The following is a 19,041-nucleotide window of genomic DNA, read 5'->3' on the forward strand; positions in this document are numbered from 1 at the left end:
GTTTTGCGCTGGCCCCTGGACAGGCTCATGAACTGCCTCTGGCACCAGCCATGCTCGACAGCCTTCCCGCCACTCCCCTGTGGGTAGTAGCGGACAAGGGCTACGCGTCGAACGCCATGCGTGAACGGATATGGGACATGGGAGCACGGCCAGCCATTCCCGCGAAACGACGCGATGGCCCGGTCGCCTGCCCCAAATGGGCCTATCGGTGTCGGCATCTCGTTGAGAACCTCTGGGCTCGCCTCAAGGAGTGGCGCGCTGTCGCAACCAGATATGAAAAAACAGCAACGTCGTTCCTCGCGGTCATCCACATCGCTGCCGCAGCAGACTGGATCAAGCCCTAACAGGCCCTACACGTTCATGCGGCGGGACCGTATTGCGTGGATGGGTTCTTCGATGAGGAACGTCCCAGCAACGCGGCCTGAACAGACGGCTGTGTTTCTATAGCCCCGGCTCCGATGTGAAGAGCCGGGGCTGATGCCGTCAGGCCGTGACAGGGGTGACCGGCGGTTTGCCTGCCGCCACGGCCGCCACGTTATCGAGCGCGAGCATCCCCATATCGGTGCGGGTCTCCACTGTGGCGCTGCCCACATGTGGTGTCATGAACAGGTTGGGCAATTCCAGAAGACGTGGATCGGGGTGGGGTTCGTTGCGGCAGACATCCAGCCCGGCACCCGCAAGATGCCCGCTGCGCAGGGCGTCGATCAGCGCGTCCTCATTCACCAGCCGCCCGCGGGCAGCGTTGACGAAAATCGCACCTTTGGGAAGTTTCGCCAGAAAGGCCGCATCGACCATGCCGTCCGTGTCATCGCTGCCGGGCAGGTGAAGGCTGATGATCTGACACCGTGGCAGCATGTCATCGAGATGCTCCACCCATGTCGCGCCTTCTTCCTTCTCGGGTGAGAGGCGGCGACGATTGTTGTAGAGCACCGTCGTGCCAAAGCCGCGTGCCCGTCGCGCAACGGCCTGACCGATGCGTCCCATACCCACGATACCCAGCGTTTTGCCGCTCACGCGCTGGCCGAGCATCTCGTCCATGCCCAGATCGCGTCCCCAGCCGGCGCGCACGAGTGCTGTGTATTCGGCGGCCCGGCGGGAGGTGGCAAGGATCAGCAGCATGGCGAGGTCGGCATTGCAGTCCGTCAGCACGTCGGGGGTATTGCTCACCGCAATGCCGCGCGCGGTGATGGCGGCGACATCGAGATGATCGAGACCGACGCTGACAGTGGCCACCAGCTTGACCGTGGAAGGTATGCGCTGTGCCGCTTCGGCGTTGATGGCGGCGTGGTGCGTCACCAGCATGGCCTCGGCGTGTGTCTTTTCCGCGAGACGGAAGAGGGTATCGGTGTCCAGCGGCTTGTCTGGCGGTGGCGGAGCGTCGAATTCTGCTGCGATACGGGCCTCGACCGCCTCTGGGAGTCGGACACTGCGAACGATGTGAGGGCGGGCGGCCATGTTGATCTCCTGAATGGGGGCGCGTGCCCCGATGATGCGGGGCGGTCGGCGCTGCATGCAAGCGGGTGACTTTCACGTAAAAGGGAAACAGCCGATCGGGGAAGAGGTTGCGACATGTGTTCGCAGGGCTGGCTGCGGCGCGTATGATGGGGCGACGAAGAGCAGAACAGATGGGCGTGAGATGAGCGGGGAAATCGAACTGACGCCGGAGTTGATGTTACGGGCCTATTCCATCGGTCTTTTCCCAATGGCGAGCGATGATCATCCCGACCAGTTGGACTGGTATGACCCGGATCCACGCGGTGTCATGCCGCTGCATCGTTTCCATCTGTCGAAACGGTTGACCCGCACGGCGCTGAGTGACCGGTTCGAGGTTGTCGTGGACCGTGATTTCGAAGGCACGATGCGGGCCTGCGCAGCCCCGGCACCGGGGCGGGAGACGACATGGATCAGCGAGACCATCGTGCGTCTGTTCTGTGCCCTGCATCGGGAAGGCTTCGCGCACAGCGTCGAGGCGTGGAGTGAAGGGCGCATGGTGGGTGGCCTGTATGGAGTGGCGCTGGGGGCGGCCTTTTTCGGTGAAAGCATGTTCAGCCGGGCGACGGACGCCTCCAAGGTGGCGCTGGTGCATCTCGTGGCGCGTCTGCGTCTGTGCGGGTTCGAACTGTTGGACACGCAGTTCGGCACGGCGCATCTGGCGCAGTTCGGGGGGATCGAGATCCCGGCCTTTCGCTACAAGGAGGCGCTGGCGCGTGCTGTTCGCGTCGATCCGCGGTGGAGGGGGATTATGGAGGCGGAACTCCGTGACGAAATTCGGCGCATGCGGGAGGAAACGGCGTCAAGGGGCTGTTGACGGCGCGGGTGTTATGGGGTGGTTTCGTTTTCGTGAGCACATGCTTGTGCTGCCCGGCTGGAAAGGACGTCGCCAATGATCGCAACCGTTTCGTGGAGGCGCGGGCTTGCCGCTGCAACGCTGCTGGCTTCCCTGTCAGTATCGGGAAGCGCACTTGCCGCGTCCGAACATCCGCCGCTGATGCCTCTGCGCGATGCGGTCGTGACGTACGATGTCCAGCCGGATGGGGCGCCTGAAAGCCAGCGCGTGAAGGTATGGTTCACGACGGAGGGGGCGCGCATGCGGGTGGACTCGCCCGATGGCGCGGCGTCCACCATTCTCGATCGCACCAATCAGGCTGTCACCATCGTTTTGCACCGGCAGCATGTGTACAGTCATCTGGTGCGGCGGGGAACCGTACGCAATCCGTTCCTCCTCGATGTCTCCATGCAATTCCAGCGCAAGGGAGAGCGTAACATTGCCGGTGTGAGCTGTACGTTGTGGGATGTGACGACCGCGCACGGACAGGCGACGGCATGTGTCACGGCGGACGGGCTGGTGCTGGCTGAGGATGGCGTGGATGCCGATGGCGCGAAGGGTAAGCTTTCTGCGGTTACGGTCGATTATCACCCCATCGCCGCATCCGAGTTCGAGCCGCCTGCGGGGTATCAGGACGTGACGCAACGCTCGGCCAAAGCCGGAGGCACGGCGGCTCCGGCTACGCCGAAGATTGCGACACCGTCTTCTCCGGCAAAGGGCGAGGAACCGTTGATCCAGACGCCGCATGAAACGGCTCCCGATACATCGGATCTGCCCAAGGAATCGGAGGCCGATGTCGGCTCGCCGGGGGCATCTTCCGCACCATGATGGGAAGGGAAAGACGTCATTTCCTGCGTAATAGTGGGATACTGGCGCTGGGCCTGATGGCCCCTCTTGCGGCGCAGGCGGATAAGACCACGGGCCCCTATGTCACGCCGTCGGTTGATGTCGCGGTGACGTATGAACTGGCCTCTCCGGAAGGAGGCGCGCCTGTCCGTCAGGACATGCATTGGCAGGTCGCGACGTTGCGTCAACGGATCGATCCGGCCGGATCGGCGGTGTATATGATTACATCGTGGAAGGACCGCACGCTGACGGTGGTGGACACGCTCTCCCATCGCCGCAGCACCATGCCCGCGCCCGGAACGGCCCTGACTCTGCCGGGACAGGTGGCTGCCGGGTCGTTCGCGAGAATGGGCACGGACACGGTGGCAGGCCAGTTCTGTACGGTCTGGCGCACTGTGGATCAGGACGGCCGTCCCGGAGATGCGTGCTACACGGCGGACGGCATTCTGGTGAGGATGGTGCAGGGTGGTCGCACCATGGTGCAGGCGGTGTCGGTTGAACGTGTGCCGCAGCCCGACGCGCTGTTCGTGGTGCCGCAGGATTATTCCGAGACGGCGCCCGCCCGGTGAGCCGAGGGGTGGAGCGTCGGTGATGTTCGGGCTTCACATTGCCATAGGTCACGGTTACAGGAGCGCACGACAGGGAGACAGCGGAAGAGATGACTGAAACGATGTCTGTGGGAGTGGTGATTCCTTCCTACAAGGTCACCGCTCACATTCTGGATGTCATCTCCCGTATTGGCCCGGAAGTGCAGAAAATTTACGTGGTGGATGATTGCTGTCCGGATCGTTCCGGTGATCTGGTGGAGCGCTCCTGCACCGATGCCCGTGTGACGGTGGTGCGGCATGAGCACAATCAAGGGGTTGGCGGAGCGGTAATGACAGGCTACCGCGCCGCGATCCGCGACGATGTGGATGTCATTGTGAAGATCGACGGCGACGGTCAGATGGACCCTGCTCTCGTGCCGGAGTTTGTGGCTCCGATCCTCACGGGACATGCCGATTACACAAAAGGCAATCGGTTCTTCAATTTGGAGGGGCTATCATCCATGCCGGGGATGCGGCTTTTCGGGAACGCGGTCCTTTCCTTCATGACCAAGATTTCCTCCGGTTACTGGAGCCTGTTCGATCCCACGAATGGGTACACGGCCATTCATCGCGACGTGGCTGCTCTTTTACCCATGGAGCGCATCAGTTTTACCCATGGAGCGCATCAGTCGTCGTTATTTCTTTGAAACCGACATGCTGTTCCGACTCAATATTCTCAAGGCGACCGTGCTGGATGTGCCGATGGCGGCGCAATATGGAGACGAGGTGAGCAATCTCAAGATTGGCAAGGTAGCGCCCGAGTTTCTGCGCAAGCATCTGGTCAATTTCTGCAAGCGTCTCTTCTACAGCTATTATTTGCGCGATATGTCGCTGGCGTCCTTGGAACTGCCGCTGGGCGTTTTGCTGGTTCTGGGAGGGACGATCATTGGTGGCATTCACTGGCTGCACAGTCTTCAGGCGGGCGTGTATGCGTCAGCGGGAACAGTGATGCTGGCAGGATTGCCGATCATTCTCGGGACGCAGTTCATTCTGGCGTTTCTTTCCTATGACATCCTCTCGGAGCCGGGAAAGCGCACTGGCCTGCCGTTATGGCGGGTTCTGGATGCTTGCGGTGTCAACGCGAGCCGCAAAATGAGCAACGTCTGATGGATATTTTCTGGTCCATTCTGTGCGTATGCGGCATCGCGATAGGACAGATCCTTTTCAAGATCAGTGCTTCAGGTCTGAAAAAAGCCGGCACAGTATTCGATGTGCCAAGTCTGGCGGTTCTGACGGCGGCGCTCGCGCTCTATGGCATCACCACTATTGGCTGGGTCTGGGTGTTACAGCGCGCGGAGTTGGGGCGCGTTTACCCCTTCATGGCGCTGGCTTTCGTCATTGTGCCTGTTCTGAGTCATTTCTTTCTGCACGAAAGCTTTAACCGGCAATACATGCTGGGTGTCGGGCTGATTATCGCAGGGATTGTAGTCTCTTTAGGAGGAAAAGCGTGACGGCAGAGGATTGGAGGATGCCGGAAGCGCGACGCTTTACACTCCTTTTTTATGTCTTTCTCGGTTTTTTCTGTTTCGTGCTCACGGAAATCCTGCCTCCCATGCAGTCCCCCGATGAGCCTGAGCATGTGAAACGGGCGTGGTTTCTGACGCAGGGAGTCATTTTGCTGGAACATCCGCAGGGCAATCTTTCAGGCGGCCCGATCGACAGCGGACTTTCGGATTATATGGTCTTTTCCAAGCAATGGAATCAGCGGCCGGATTTACGACTGACGCAGCGTGATATTGCTACTTTTGAGAGTTTTCGCTGGTCGCACCAGAATGTTTTCAGTGTTGCCGCCGGGACTGGCTATTACTTTCCATTGATCTACCTGCCGCAAGCGGTGGGCTTATGGACAGGACGTACCCTTGATCTTTCGATCGACAAATCGTACCGACTGGCGCGTGGACTGGCCACGGTTTCAGTTATCCTGATTACACTGTCAGCTTTTGCGCTTTACACGCCGAACGGCCTTGTTCTCGCGCTGCTGGCCATGCCCATGACATTGTTTCAGTCTTCATCCGCCAGCCTGGACGGCATGGCCACTGCTGTGACTCTTCTGGCACTGTCAGCTTTCATGCGGATTATGCGGGAAAAGGAGGCTGCGTCTCTTCGGCTTTTCTGGATCATGTGCGTCAGTATCGTGTTGGTGTGTACGTGCCGCACTCATGCTCTGCCGATGCTCCTTCTGCCTTTTGTCGCATGGTTTTCACTTCGGCGTCGCAACCTGCTATCTGCCGCCGTAATTGTGACGATCCTGTCGGTCGCCTGGACGATGGTCGCCATGAAGACGACGGCCTATTCTGAAACCTATGGCCATATTTCCACGGATCATCGGTTGCTCAACTATGTTCTGCATCCCGGTGTTGTCGCCGGTTATGTGATCCGGACATTGTGCGATTCCAGTACCCGCAACTTCTATTTCGTTTCTTTTGTGGGAGATCTCGGGTGGCTGGATACGCCGTTGTCAGCACATGCTTACAAGGTGTTGGGTATCCTGCTTGTGGTGGCCTTTGCGCTTGCACTGCCACGGAAATTCCTGCGGCAAAGGATCATGGAGCAAGGAGTGCTGGTGATCATGATGGTCGGTGCCTTGATACTGACTTTTCTCGCCCTTCTGTTGTCATGGACGCCTGCGGGTTCCCCGATCATTGTTGGTGTACAGGGACGGTATCTTCTGATTCCAGCGCTTTTTCTGGCTTATGCTCTGACGGATACGGAAAAGAAGGGGCATGTAATCGGGGGGATGCTGCCCGCAATAGCGATCCTGCTGTTTTCGGTACATCAAATGCTCCCCACAATCTTGTTCCGGTATTATATCGCGCCTTGATCGGTAACAAAGAACAGAAGGGTATGAGAGGGTGTGATTCAGGAAAACGGGAAGGAGAAGAAAGACAGTGAACCCTTCCCGTCTCTTCATCTTCCGTCCCGTCGCCACGACCCTCATCGCGCTCGCCATGGTGTTCGCGGGCCTGCTGTCGTGGCGCGTCATGCCGGTTGCGGATCTGCCTGACATTTCGGTACCGGTGATCTATGTGATCGCATCGCAGCAGGGCAGTTCGCCGCAGCAGATGGCCAGCGCCGTCACCACGCCGCTGGAGCGCAGGCTCGGGGCGATTGCGGGTGTCACGCAGATGACATCCGACACCACGGACCGCTCTTCTTTCATTCTGCTGTTCTTCGATGACGCGCGCGACATCAATGGAGCGGCGCGAGACGTGCAGGCGGCGTTGCAGGCCGCGCGGCAGGACATGCCGCACACGCTCATTGAGAACCCGCAATATTACAAGGCCAATCCGTCCGACAATCCCGTGATGATCGCGGTGTTGACGTCCGACACGCGCCCACTGACCGAACTGCGCGATTTCGCGGAGACGCGGCTGGTGTCGCAACTCGCCGGGATTTCGGGAGTGGGGTGGGTACAGCCGGAGGGCGCGGCCAAACCGGCTGTACGGGTGGAGATGAACCCTTATCTCCTGTTCCATTACGGCATCGGTTTTGAGGATATCCGCTCGGCACTGGCTTCGGCCAATGCCAACACACCTAAAGGCAGCCTTGATATAGCTGGGCAGCGCCTGATGCTGGCCACCAACGATCAAGCCCGCAAGGCCGAGCAATATCGCGATCTGGTGGTGGGATATCGCAGCGGGCGGCCCGTGCGGTTGACCGATGTGGCGCAGGTGGAAAACGGACCGCAGGACGAGCGCGAAGCCGCGTGGTTCGACGGACATCCCGCGGTTGTGTCCATCATCCGACCGCAGCCGGGGGCGAATGTCATTGCGTTGACAGATGCCATTCGTGACCATGAGAAGCGTCTGCAACAGGTCTTGCCTGCGGATGTGAAGCTGACTCTGGCCGATGACATGTCGCGTTCCATCCGCGCGGCCCTCTGGGATACGGAACTGACCCTGATCATCTCGGTCGTGCTGGTTGTGATCGTGGTGCTGGCGTTTCTGCGTTCGTGGCGCTCCACGTTGATCCCTGCCGTAACGGTGCCGGTCTCGCTCGCAGGCACTGTGGCCACGATGCATTTCCTCGGCTTTTCCCTCGACACGCTCTCGCTCATGGCGTTGACCATCGCCACGGGTTTCGTGGTCGATGACGCCATCGTAGTGGTGGAAAACATTGCACGGCACATGGAAGGCGGCATGAGCCGACTGGAGGCAGCGCTGGTCGGATCGCGCGAGATCGTCTTTACGGTGCTCTCCATTACCATTTCACTGATCGCCGTGTTTCTGCCGCTTCTTCTGCTTTCCGGTATTCCGGGAAAAATTTTCTTCGAATTCGCCATGACATTGACCACGGCGGTGGCGATTTCCTTTTTCCTTTCCCTGTCGCTCACCCCCATGATGTGCGCGCGGTTTCTCGAAGTGCACCATGGACACTCATCCATCGAGGGACATGGACTGGTCCGTCTGGCGCACCGGGCCTTTGATCTGATTGAGGCCGCGCTGGACGGTACGGTCAGGATCTACCTTCGTTCGCTCGATCATGCGTTGCGGCATCGCTGGTGGGTGCTGACCTCGCTTCCCGCCAGTGTGGGCCTGACGGTTCTTGGCATCATGCTGATGTCGAAAACGATCCTGCCGCCTGAGGATATTGCGCTGGTCTCGGGCTATCTCAGCATGGACCAGACCAGCTCGTTCCGTACCGTATCGGAGAAGACGCAGGCGGTGATCGCGGCCATGATGAAGGACCGCGAAGTCACTTCAGTCGTGGCATTCACGGGGGATGATGCGGCTAATGAAGCGTCCGCCTTTGCCACGCTGACGGACAAGCACGCCCGGCGCGATACGCCGGAAGATGTGGCAAAGCGTATTCAGGGACGTGTGGATCATATTGCGGGGCTGGATGCACAGATCTCCAATTCGGGTGATGTGAACGGTGGTGGCGGCCGCCAGAAGAAAGGCAACTACACCTATGTCTTCCGCAGTGAGGACGGAGAGGCGCTGGCGACATGGGTGCCCCGTCTGTCCGAGGAACTGCGGGGGCATTCCATGCTGACCGACGTGAGTTCGGACATCAGTAATCACGGGCGCGCTCTGCATGTGGATATCCGCCGCGACACGGCGGCGCGGTATCTCATCACGCCGGAACTGATCGGCAATGCCCTGCTCGATGCATTTGGCCAGCGCACGGCGTCGAACATTTCCACGCCGCTGACAACCTATTACGTGGTGATGGAAGCGATGAAGGCGTTTCGGGAAAACCCTGAAACGCTGCGTTCGCTCTGGGTGTCCACAGCGGGCGGCACGGCGGGCGGCGGCACGGTCTCGAACTCGATCCGTGTGCGGGTGCCGGATCAGCAGGATTCACGCACAGCCGCCCTGAGCCGTCAGTCCTTCCGTAACCAGATCGCCAACCGTCTGGCGGGTGGGGCGGGCGCTTCGAACGGATCGGCTGTGTCGTCTTCGACCGAGACGATGGTGCCGCTCATTTCGGTGGCTGATCTGACTTATCGTCCATCACCGTTACAGGTCAGTCATGAGAGCGGCGCTGTGTCCGGTTCCATTTCCTTCAATCTGCCACACGGCAAGGGGCTGTCGGATGCAGAGGCCGAAATCGCACGGGCAGAGCGTGCAATCCACATGCCGGATACGGTGCGGGGCGGCTTCACCGGACGCGCGGCGGAATTCAACAAGGCGCTGATGAATGAAGTGCTGGTGTTCATGGCGGCCTTGGTGACGATGTACGTCACGCTGGGCATTCTCTATGAAAGCCTGATCCATCCCCTGACCATTCTTTCCACGTTGCCCTCGGCAGCAGTGGGAGCCGTGCTGGCCTTGTGGGCGGCGGGCGAGCCTTTCTCGCTGATCGCGATGATTGGCGTGATTCTGCTGGTGGGGCTGGTAAAGAAGAACGCGATCCTGCTGATCGACTTCGCGCTGCATGCGGAGCGGGACGGCGGGATGACGCCTGAGGCCGCGATCCGGGAGGCGTGTCTGCGCCGGTTCCGTCCGATCCTGATGACGACACTTGCGGCGGCCTTGGGCGCGGTGCCGCTGGTGATCGGTAATGGCTATGGCGCCGAACTGCGGCGGCCTCTGGGGATTGCCGTCGTCGGCGGTCTGGCCGTGAGTCAGTTGTTGACACTCTATTCCACGCCGGTTGTCTACTTGTTCATGGAAAGCATGCGGCAGCGGAGTGCGGGGTGGCTTGGATGGGTGAAAAAGACGTTCACCGGGGCGCATAAGGGGCGCTCGGATGGGGTGGTTGCGGATGAAATGCGTCGGTAGAGGCGCTCCATTACCAAACCCACATGACGTGGTAGTGTTGCTTGGGTGACGGGCGTGTTAAGTTGCCTGTCGTGGGGAGCTGATGGCGGATGGTGCTCCTTCCATATGGAAATCCGTCGTGAACATGAGGACATGGTCTATGGCCAAGGATTGCTGCAAGGGTGCAGGCGACTGCGCTCCGAAAAAGGGCTGCTGCTCGTTTAAAAAAGTTTTCGGCTTCATCGTGGTGGCCGGAATTGCCGGCTTCCTGTGGAAGAAGTTCCGTTGAACGGAACGTGCTGAAGCACGGACATCCGCAGCGCTTCTGAAGGGCTGGAGGATGACTTAAGAACGGTCGCCCAAGGGCGGCCGTTTTTTTATGGGCTTTTTGCATAGTGAATTATTGGCTGGTCTCGTTTTTCAGAACATAGGGTGCCGTGGGCGAGGGATTTATTCGACATTCTTGTCAGTCGGGTGACAGATCCAGCTTATGAGACCTCTTCTTTTTTCTTTTATGGGCATTATTTCATGAGAGTGTGAAGATGAATTATTGGCCGCAAAGTGATGGAAGGCATTGCGTCGGATGATGGAGGTGATTATTACTTATTCCATCCTCTATCGCGGAAGATGCAGAGGTTTTCGTCAGTTACTTTGCTATCCGCTCAAAGTGTAACGGAGTTTGTCGTGTCTGAAAACAAGCCCATTTCCCCGCTTCTTGAGCTGACAGCCCAGATTGTCTCGGCTCAGGTCTCGAACAATTCGCTTTCTCCCGAGAGTCTTCCCAGTCTGATCCGTGACGTTTACACGGCGCTGGAAAGTGCGGGACAGGTTGCGCCTGAGCCCGAGAAGCCGCAGCCGGCTGTGCCGATCAAACGTTCGGTTTTCCCTGATTACATCGTGTGTCTGGAAGACGGAAAGAAGCTCAAGATGCTCAAGCGGCATCTCCAGAGTGCTTATGGCATGACGCCCGATCAGTATCGTGAGCGTTGGGGTCTTCCCACCGATTACCCGATGGTGGCGCCCAACTACGCTGAGCGTCGCTCCACGCTGGCGCGCGAAATCGGTCTTGGCCGCAAGATCAGCGCCAGCAGCAGCCCGGCTGAGGGTGAGGAAAGCGGTCGTCGTCGCGGTCGCAAGGCTCAGTCCTGATACACGGTCTGTTTTTCCGTGCCGTGAACGGAGGGGTAAGGATGATTCAGGTCGTCCTTACCCTTTTGTGTAATCAGGGTGCCGAAAAGATATGAATGAAAAGCGGGAGCGACATGGAACCGGATGCTGATGACGTAATGGGGCGTGCGCTGTTGAAGCGACGGCTGTGGCGTTGGCGCGCCGGGGCTGTGATTGCCGTGGCGGTGGCGGTTCTCTTTGCGGCGTCATCGTCGGTTCCACCGGGAAAGGGATGGTCGTCCGCCGGAAAAATCGTCGGACCGCATCTGGTTCGGGTCGATGTGCGCGGCATGATCGGTTCAGACGTTTCCCGTTGGACGAAAGCTCTCGATCAGGCCAGCCGGGATTCTTCGGTGAAGGGGCTTGTCCTCGCTATCGACAGCCCCGGTGGCGCTGTGACGGGCGGTGAGGAATTGCACGACGCCGTTGAGCATTTCGCGCAGACGAAGCCGGTTGTGGCGACGATGGGCGGTATGGGGGCTTCGGCGGGCTATATGATCGCGGTGCCCGCCACTCGCATTTTCGCTGAACGCAGCACGTTGACCGGTTCCATCGGTGTGTTGATGGAGGCTCCGGAGTTCTCCGGCCTGCTCGGGCGTTTGGGAGTGAATGTTCAGGAACTGGTGTCGGGGCCGCTGAAGGGGCAGCCATCGCTTACGAAACCTGTCACGCCGGAAGGCCGTGTGATGCTTCAGGGCGTGGTGAATGACCTGTTCGACCAGTTCGTGACGATGGTGGTCAACGGGCGCCATATGCCGGTGGAGAAAGTCCGTCAGCTTGCCGATGGGCGCCCTTACACCGGTCGACAGGCGCTGGCGGCCGGATTGATCGATGAGGTGGGAAGTGCGCGGGATGCGCAGGTCTGGCTGGGAAAGAAGGTCGGCCTTGGTGACAGTCCGAAAATTGTTAGGATTGGCGAGGCTCCGAAGAGTTTTGTCGTCCGCCATCATATTCTGGGCTGGTTTGGGAATGTTGTGATGTCATGGCTGGGCCTTGATGTGTCCGGAATTGCGCCACAATTGCAGGTTCCGATTGACGGCGCGGTCTCTATCTGGAAACCTTGACCCTGCCCATGGGGAGGCGCGATGACCAGATCCGAACTTGTGGCGGAAATTGCCGCTGCGAATCCTCATCTCTTGCTCAGAGATGTCGAACTGATCGTTCATACGATCTTCGATGAACTGACGTCGGCCCTTGCGCGGGGTGACAGGGTGGAGTTGCGTGGATTCGGGGCGTTTACCGTCAAGAAGCGTGATGCGCGTGCGGGCCGGAATCCGCGCACGGGAGAAACCGTGGCTGTGGAAGAAAAGGTCGTGCCTTTCTTCAAGGCTGGCAAAGAACTGCGTGAGCGTGTCAACGGCACCATTCCGCAGGATGACGACGCCTGACTGCGAGCGTTCGTGCTTGTGCGCGTGGTTGCAACTCATTACAATGATAGAGGTTCCTGCAACGTTGCCGGCCTGATGCGCGGGCTTTTTGGACAGGTCGCGGCATGTTCAGAGCTCGTGTATTTCCCGAACAGTCTTATCCGCTTCTTCCCCCACGGCGAAGGGTGGCCTCCGTCCTCGTGAAGGGGGCGGTACTGATGTGTGTTGCGTTGCCTCTCTGCCCTGTGTCTCAGGCGCGGGCGATGACAGAGGCTGTGACACATCACGCGTCAGCTTCATCTCATCACGTCACAAAGCGCCCTGCGCGTCATCATGTCGCTTTGCGGGGCTGCCTTTCCGGCGGGGCGGTCATTGCCACGCATGGTCATGTGCTGCGGGATATTGGGCGGCGTGGGCGATTGTTGGCTCCGGTGGGCCGGGCGATTTATTATACGGATCGTCATCATGGCTGTATTCCCGGTAAACATGCGCGCCGACGCGGCTGATCCCTTGTTACGGCTTGATGGTTTTCCGCTTACGGTAGAGATATAAGCGCTTGAGAGTGCAGGGCAGAACCCGATGGCCGCAAAACGTGGCCAAGGTTTTCCTGTGACATGTTGATCGATATCGCTGGGGATGCTTCCGGCAGCAAAGCGATTGAAGGCAGGGGGCAAGATGACGGATCAGAATGCGTCAGGGCTGTCGGCAGGACAGTCGTCGAAAACGACAATCGTACCCGTTATCCTTTCGGGTGGCTCCGGCACACGGCTCTGGCCTATGTCGCGGGCCAGTTTCCCAAAGCAGCTCTGGCCTCTGCTGAGCGCCCAGTCTCTCCTGCAGGAGACGGCAGTGCGTGCCAAGACGGTTACGCTCTCTGCTCCGATCGTGGTGTGCAACGAGGAGCATCGTTTCCTCATTGCGGAACAGTTGCGCGAAGCGGGGATCGATTCCCCCAAGATTCTGCTTGAACCGATAGGCCGTAATTCCGCCCCTGCGATTGCGGCGGCGGCTCTCATTGTCGCCCAGACCGATCCTTCCGCCGTTCTTTGGCTGATGGCGGCAGATGCGGCCATCACGAAGCCGGAAGCGCTGGGCGAAGCCATGCAGGCAGCGGTTGCGGGAGCCGAGGCTGGCAAGGTCGTCACGTTTGGCATGAAGCCGACCCGTCCCGAGACGGGTTATGGCTATATTGAGGTAGGTGCGACGGTTCCCGGTGTGGCGGGTGTCTGTGCTGTAAAGGCGTTCCGAGAGAAACCGGATGCGCAGCAGGCTGAGGATTTTCTCAAGACGGGCGGTTATCTCTGGAACTCCGGGATGTTCGTGTTCCGGGCGGACACGTTGATCCGCGAGATGGAAGAGCATGCGCCGGATGTGATCGAAAGTGTGCGTGCCGCCGTGACTGCGCGCAAGAGCGATCTGTTCTTTGAGCGTTTGGGTAGCGAAGAATTTCGCAAAGTACCCGATATTTCCATCGATTATGCGGTAGCCGAACGGAGCCACAATGTGGTGGTGGTGCCGGTCGATCTGGGATGGTCGGATGTGGGAAGCTGGGACGCTTTGTGGGACATCAGCGCCAAGGATGGGGAGGGCAATGTCGAGGTTGGCGATGTGCTGATCGAGGATTGTCACAACAGTTATGTGCGCTCCGAGAAATATCTCACGGCTGTGGCGGGTCTGGATGACGTGGTGGTTGTCACTACCGATGACGCTGTGCTGGTGACGCATCGTGATCGGGCGCAGGACGTCAAGAAAGTGGTGGAGCGCCTCAAGGCGCACAAACGACCAGAGGCCGCGACGCATAACCGCTGTTATCGTCCGTGGGGATTCTATGAAAGCCTGATTCAGAATGATCGCTTTCAGGTCAAGCGGATTGTCGTGCAGCCGGGGCAGAAGCTGTCCCTGCAGAAGCATTTTCACCGGGCCGAGCACTGGGTGGTGGTTGGCGGCGTTGCGTTGGTGACGCGCGATGACGACAAAGTTCTGGTGCGTGAGAACGAGAGCATCTATCTGCCACAAGGATGCGTGCACCGCATGGAAAATCCGGGCAAGATTCCGCTGACCCTGATCGAGGTGCAGACGGGTGCGTATCTCGGCGAGGACGATATTGTGCGGTTGGAAGATACGTACAATCGGGCTTGAAGAGTATTGGATGATTACGGGGAGTGGTGAGAGTTTTCCGTAATCGTCGCTGAAGGATGCTTAGTAAATAATGGGGGAAGTCTGAGGCTGATAAAGATTAAGGCTTTCTTGGATGGCTGTGGTGCGAACTGCGGGACTCGAACCCGCACGCCCTTACGGACTCGAGATTTTAAGTCTCGTGCGTCTACCATTCCGCCAAGTTCGCACAACCGGCGCGCTTCTAGCACGTTCGGCTCTGTCTCGTAAGTCATCTCATCCCGCGCGCATCAGGGCGGAACCATGCTGCGACAACCATTCTTCGGCCGTACGATAGCCGGGGCACACGCGCTCCACTTCTTTCCAGAAAGCCGTTCCGTGGTTGTGATGCCGAAGATGGCAAAGCTCGTGCAGGATGACGTAGTCCTGCACGGCAAGTGGCGCCATAACCAGTCGCCAGGACAACATAATGCGGCCCGTGGCGGAGCAGCTTCCCCAGCGGCTGGTGGTGTCACGCACAGCGATGTGGGTGGGGCGCAGATCGGTGCGGGTCACCTGCTGCATCAGACGTATCCGCAGCCGTTCTTTTCCAAGTTCGTGCAGGAAATCGCCCACGCGGCGGGCAAGGAAAGTCGCATCGCCGCTTACATGCAGTTCTTCGCCTGCCAGCCACGCGCCTCCACGGCTTTGCGGGACATGCCTGATCCTGTGCGGTTGACCGTCGAGCGGAACGTATCCTCCATCCACCAGCCGGACGGGAGCGGGGCGGCGCTGCAACTGTTTTTCCACCCATCCCGTATGGGTGCGCAACAGCTTGAGACCGGCTTCGGCGGGAGTGGTGGCAGGAAGGGTGATGATGACGCTGTCGGACGAGCGTGACAGACGGATGGAAAGACGCCGCGCCCGGGAGGAACGGCGCCATTCAAGCGGGATGAGGACATCAGGAAGCTGAAGATGGTCGGGGAGCGCGGAAAAGGGAATGGAGGGGGGGCGGCCTGTCGCCGTCATGTGTCGCCCATGACGCGGGCGTCCACCTTGCGTGACGCTTCGCTTTCTTCTGCGGGATCCAGCGCGGGCCAACGGACGATATAGTCTTCCAGTATTCCCGCCTGCCGCTCACTGATGCAGCGACCTCCGGCCGACACGCCCGCTTCCATCACGCTTTCCGGGCGTCCCGTCACCAACGGGTGCCACGCGGGGAGATCCAGCCCTTCGGAAAGGCGTCGGTAGGCGCAGGTGGGGGGGAGCCAGTCGATGGTGCGCAGCATTTCAGGGGTAAGGGTTACGCAATCCTGCACCTTGCGATGACGCTGCGGGTAATCGGTGCAGCGGCAGGTCTGTGTGTCGAGCAGCCGACAGGCGACATTGGTGTAATAGAGGGTGTCGTCATCCTCATCCCGCAGCTTGTGCAGGCAGCAACGTCCGCAGCCGTCGCACAGTGATTCCCATTCTTCGCGGGACATCTCGTCGAGGGGCGTGGTTTTCCAGAAAGGCGCGTCAGACATCATGTCCACACGATAGCGGCAAGGTGCCCGGGGTTGAAAGAGGTTCCTGCGGCTACAGCGCGGGTTGAAGCCGCCAGGCTAGCGCGAACGCCATCAGGATCGACAGGGCGACACTGGCAGACATGCCGAGTGCGAGGCCTCCGCGCAGCAGCGGCAGCCACAGCAACGTCACGCGGCGGGTCCGACCGGCCCCCAGTTCAAAGGCCGTGCGTGCCAGTTCGGAGGGGGCGTCCAGAAGCGTGCCCAGCACTGGCAGAGTAAAGGTGGGGCACAGCAGAAACCCCTGAATGATGGACACAAGGGAAGGGATAGGCTCACGTGGCATAAGCGTGGGGGTGAACAGCAGGGAGGGAAGCCACAGAGCCAGAACGGTTCCCGGCAGCCAGAGTGCGAGCAATATATAGAACCACAGGCGACTTCTGGGCATCAGGAGACACAGGGCGCCCATGCCCAGTGTCGCGGTAAATGTGAGTGCGGCATGCGCCACGAGAAAGTCAGGAGAAGCGGAGAGAAGGGAAGACAAGACGATGGAACCGACCAGTGTGAACGAGGACGCGGGTAATTAAGGGAGAAAACCGTATATCCTAGCGACGCGCCAGCCATTGTGCGAAGCGGGGAGATATTTCGTCCAGATGATTGGTCCAGAAGGCGATATCCAGCGCAAGAGCCGGGCGGGTTTCGGTGGTGGGAGCCTGTGATTCGGCAAGCCCTTTGCTGAGCGCCTGTGTCTGCTCGGGCGCCATGATCCATGTGCGAAGGGAGGCCGCATCCACCACGTTTCGTGCCGGATGCGCGGGTTCCACCCAGTTGTAGCGGATACGCAGGCGCGGTGCCCACAGAATGCCAAAGCGCTCGCCTACGAGAGTGTTGGCGGCCAGCACCTCCGTTGTCGGTGCCATTCCCATCAGGGCGGCACCCGTTGTCAGGATGCGCATGGCTTCGGCAGGTGTGTTCCACCACACGATATAGGGACGAAGCTGGCTCAGCCGACGAAAGGCCCGGTCGAGCCCCTGCGGTGTGCTGAGTTGGCTGTAGATGGCGTTGGGCGGCACGCCATCCGACAGAAGGGCAACCTCCAGCGTGCCACGAGGGTCGGCCCGCAGTCCTCTTTTGCCCGGATGACGGGCGACGTCCCAGAAATCGGTCCAACTCGGCTGGATGGACAGTCGCTTCGTGTCCCAGACGAGTACATGGTCAAGATCGAACGCCTGAAGGCCGCAGGCATGATCGTCCTTGGCGTCCAGATGGCCCTCGTCCATGCGCCGGAACACGCCATCCCGGCAGCCAATCCGCGCGGTGTCTTCCTCGACAAGGGCGAGAGACCATGTCTGGAGAGGCGTGTCGGCACGGCGTTCGGCGGAAAGATCCTGCTGATCGTTCCACGTCGTCATCCGTATCGTCTCATGAGTCAGGCGGTAGAACGGGTGCCACAACACGTCAGCCAGCACCCCATCGAGAGCACCCGGCTGAGACGCCACCACGACAGCATGCGACCGGCGCATCCCGGCTGCCGCGTGTCCGCCCAGTCCGAAGACGGCAAGAGGAATTGCGAGAGAGGCTGCGAGTCGAACCGTGAAGCGAAACCTGCGCCCAGCACGTCGTCTGTTGCCGCCCGGCTGCGCCGGGTCTGATGAAGCGTGTCGAGACAAGTTCCCATCCTGAGTCTGATGACAAACAGAGTCAGGTTACTCCTGATTGGTGCCAGTCGGAAAGGCCATGGCATTCATGGGCTGCCATGCCAGCAGGGCGTCCGCTCCGGGCTTCGCCAAGCCAGGGATGGAGGCCGGAGGGCGATGCACATTGATTTCGGTGCCTTCGGCCAGACGGAATCGCAGTTGCACCACATCGCCCAGATGAATGATGTCGGTCAGGGTCGCCCCTAGCGCGCTTTCCGCGTCCTCGCTCGTCTGTCCTCTCAAAAACAGCGGGGAAATCTGGTCCGGGCGCACGCACAGATCCACCAGATCGCCTTCTTCCAGATCGGGATCGGCGAGCGCCTCCATTTCCGCGCCGCAGGCCAGCCGGACGCGCGCGACATCGTCTTCAAGCGCCATCACCGCGCCGACGAGAAGATTGGCATCTCCCATGGCGACCGCCACGCGGGGGCAGGCCGGACGTTCGATCAGCGTGCCCGCATCGCCAAGCTGAAGCAGTGCGCCATCGGCCAGCACGCCGATCCGACGCGCGGCGGTCAGCGCTTCCTCCCGGTCGCGGGTCAGCAGAAGCAGAGTGAGCATTCGCGCGCGGCGCAGGCGATCCAGTCGCTGGCGCAGATCGCGTCGCATCTCGCCATCGAGCCCCGCGAACACGTCGTCCAGCACGATGACGGCAGGATCGGTGGCAAGTGCGCGTGCGAAAGCAACGCGAATACGGATATCGGGCGCCAGATCGGCGGGGAACGCATCGGCGTGGCGTTCAAGCCCCAGCAGAGCGAGATGATGTACGGCTGCCTGCCGGGCTGCGGCGCGCGAGAGCCCCTTCGCACGGAGGGGAAAGCCGATATTGTCGCGCACGGTCATGTGACCGAAAAGCGGCGTGTGGCGACCGACCACAGCAATGCCGCCTCGGGCTACCGGAAGGAGGGGGGTGACATCCTTTTCGGCCACAAAAACTCTTCCGTCGGCGGGAAGCGCCCTGCCGGACAGAACATCGGCGAATCGCGACAGCCCGTTTTCCCGCTCGGAAAGGGCCAGTAACGCTAGGCACTCGCCTTCGTGAACGGTCACGTTCAGGGGAGGCGTCTCGGAGGAGAGGCGCAGCCCTTCCAGTCTGAGCGTGGGGGCGCCGGTGTCGCGCCTGCTGCGGCCACGAGGTGATGAAGCTGTCATGGCGCCATGGAACCACAGCCTTCTCCGGGAGTTAAGAGCCATGTAATCCATGCCCGTCCGACGTCCAGGCAAGTTCATCAAGACGGGCATGGAG

General features: G+C 60.1%; 20 protein-coding genes and 1 tRNA gene. 14 read left to right on the forward strand and 7 right to left on the reverse strand.

From position 1 onward, the window contains the following. A partial coding sequence (locus tag GOB87_RS02060) for a transposase (protein WP_166312895.1) occupies positions 1-344 on the forward strand: 344 nt, incomplete at its 5' end. 139 nt (positions 345-483) lie between these two features. Here the strand turns inward: GOB87_RS02060 and GOB87_RS02065 are convergent. Beyond that, positions 484-1,455, reverse strand: a complete 972-nt coding sequence (locus tag GOB87_RS02065) for a 2-hydroxyacid dehydrogenase (RefSeq protein ID WP_166312896.1) — start codon at positions 1,453-1,455, stop codon at positions 484-486. A gap of 181 nt (positions 1,456-1,636) precedes the next feature. Here GOB87_RS02065 and aat point away from each other — a divergent pair, with 181 nt between their 5' ends. The 13 genes from aat (at position 1,637) to GOB87_RS02125 (ending at position 14,638) form a co-directional block, all read left to right on the forward strand. Further along, complete coding sequence (gene aat, locus GOB87_RS02070) at positions 1,637-2,308, forward strand: leucyl/phenylalanyl-tRNA--protein transferase (protein ID WP_166312897.1); 672 nt, start codon at positions 1,637-1,639, stop codon at positions 2,306-2,308. A 75-nt stretch (positions 2,309-2,383) separates the two neighbouring features. Beyond that, a complete protein-coding gene (locus GOB87_RS02075; RefSeq protein ID WP_194303172.1) occupies positions 2,384-3,154 on the forward strand; it encodes a hypothetical protein in 771 nt (256 codons plus the stop codon). Next, positions 3,151-3,741: a hypothetical protein gene (locus GOB87_RS02080; protein WP_166312898.1), complete on the forward strand. Its 591-nt coding sequence runs from the start codon at positions 3,151-3,153 to the stop codon at positions 3,739-3,741. The genes GOB87_RS02075 and GOB87_RS02080 overlap by 4 nt, the downstream gene beginning before the upstream one ends. Positions 3,742-3,830: 89 nt before the next feature. After that, positions 3,831-4,406 carry a glycosyltransferase family 2 protein gene (locus tag GOB87_RS16705; protein WP_166312899.1) on the forward strand — a complete coding sequence of 192 codons (576 nt, stop codon included), beginning with the start codon at positions 3,831-3,833 and terminating at the stop codon, positions 4,404-4,406. Beyond that, positions 4,375-4,866, forward strand: coding sequence for a hypothetical protein (locus GOB87_RS16710; RefSeq protein ID WP_242006109.1), 492 nt, complete (start codon positions 4,375-4,377; stop codon positions 4,864-4,866). The genes GOB87_RS16705 and GOB87_RS16710 overlap by 32 nt, the downstream gene beginning before the upstream one ends. Further along, positions 4,866-5,210 carry an EamA family transporter gene (locus GOB87_RS02095; RefSeq protein WP_166312900.1) on the forward strand — a complete coding sequence of 115 codons (345 nt, stop codon included), beginning with the start codon at positions 4,866-4,868 and terminating at the stop codon, positions 5,208-5,210. Before GOB87_RS16710 ends, GOB87_RS02095 begins: the two co-directional genes overlap by 1 nt. Further along, positions 5,207-6,580: a DUF2142 domain-containing protein gene (locus GOB87_RS02100; protein ID WP_166312901.1), complete on the forward strand. Its 1,374-nt coding sequence runs from the start codon at positions 5,207-5,209 to the stop codon at positions 6,578-6,580. Before GOB87_RS02095 ends, GOB87_RS02100 begins: the two co-directional genes overlap by 4 nt. 67 nt (positions 6,581-6,647) lie before the next feature. Beyond that, on the forward strand, positions 6,648-9,986 hold the full coding sequence (locus tag GOB87_RS02105; protein WP_166312902.1) for an efflux RND transporter permease subunit: 3,339 nt from the start codon (positions 6,648-6,650) through the stop codon (positions 9,984-9,986). Between the two features lie 139 nt (positions 9,987-10,125). Then, the gene (locus GOB87_RS16935; protein WP_264806478.1) at positions 10,126-10,254 is read left to right on the forward strand and encodes a hypothetical protein; all 129 of its coding nucleotides are present in this window, start codon (positions 10,126-10,128) and stop codon (positions 10,252-10,254) included. A 395-nt stretch (positions 10,255-10,649) separates the two neighbouring features. After that, entirely contained in the window at positions 10,650-11,114 is a 465-nt protein-coding gene (locus GOB87_RS02110) for a MucR family transcriptional regulator (protein WP_166312903.1), read from the forward strand. A 113-nt stretch (positions 11,115-11,227) separates the two neighbouring features. Next, positions 11,228-12,196: a signal peptide peptidase SppA gene (sppA, locus tag GOB87_RS02115; RefSeq protein WP_166312904.1), complete on the forward strand. Its 969-nt coding sequence runs from the start codon at positions 11,228-11,230 to the stop codon at positions 12,194-12,196. 21 nt (positions 12,197-12,217) lie between these two features. Further along, positions 12,218-12,520: an integration host factor subunit beta gene (locus GOB87_RS02120; RefSeq protein ID WP_166312905.1), complete on the forward strand. Its 303-nt coding sequence runs from the start codon at positions 12,218-12,220 to the stop codon at positions 12,518-12,520. A 654-nt stretch (positions 12,521-13,174) separates the two neighbouring features. Continuing rightward, positions 13,175-14,638, forward strand: a complete 1,464-nt coding sequence (locus GOB87_RS02125; protein ID WP_166312906.1) for a mannose-1-phosphate guanylyltransferase/mannose-6-phosphate isomerase — start codon at positions 13,175-13,177, stop codon at positions 14,636-14,638. Positions 14,639-14,757: 119 nt separating this feature from the next. Here GOB87_RS02125 and GOB87_RS02130 read toward each other — a convergent pair. The 6 genes from GOB87_RS02130 to GOB87_RS02155 form a co-directional block, all read right to left on the reverse strand. Continuing rightward, positions 14,758-14,843 (reverse strand) — tRNA-Leu (locus tag GOB87_RS02130). A gap of 47 nt (positions 14,844-14,890) precedes the next feature. Further along, the gene (locus GOB87_RS02135) at positions 14,891-15,622 is read right to left on the reverse strand and encodes a M48 family metallopeptidase (protein ID WP_166312907.1); all 732 of its coding nucleotides are present in this window, start codon (positions 15,620-15,622) and stop codon (positions 14,891-14,893) included. Next, a complete protein-coding gene (locus tag GOB87_RS02140; RefSeq protein WP_166312908.1) occupies positions 15,619-16,122 on the reverse strand; it encodes a YcgN family cysteine cluster protein in 504 nt (167 codons plus the stop codon). Before GOB87_RS02140 ends, GOB87_RS02135 begins: the two co-directional genes overlap by 4 nt. Positions 16,123-16,171: 49 nt before the next feature. Next, entirely contained in the window at positions 16,172-16,642 is a 471-nt protein-coding gene (locus GOB87_RS02145) for a hypothetical protein (RefSeq protein ID WP_166312909.1), read from the reverse strand. Positions 16,643-16,703: 61 nt separating this feature from the next. Continuing rightward, positions 16,704-17,768 (reverse strand): extracellular solute-binding protein, encoded by a 1,065-nt coding sequence (locus GOB87_RS02150; RefSeq protein WP_242006110.1) that lies wholly within the window; start codon positions 17,766-17,768, stop codon positions 16,704-16,706. Between the two features lie 36 nt (positions 17,769-17,804). After that, a complete protein-coding gene (locus GOB87_RS02155) occupies positions 17,805-18,947 on the reverse strand; it encodes an ABC transporter ATP-binding protein (protein ID WP_166312910.1) in 1,143 nt (380 codons plus the stop codon). Between the last annotated feature and the right edge of the window lie 94 nt (positions 18,948-19,041).

It is taken from the genome of Acetobacter estunensis (assembly GCF_011516945.1).
Lineage (GTDB): Bacteria > Pseudomonadota > Alphaproteobacteria > Acetobacterales > Acetobacteraceae > Acetobacter > Acetobacter estunensis.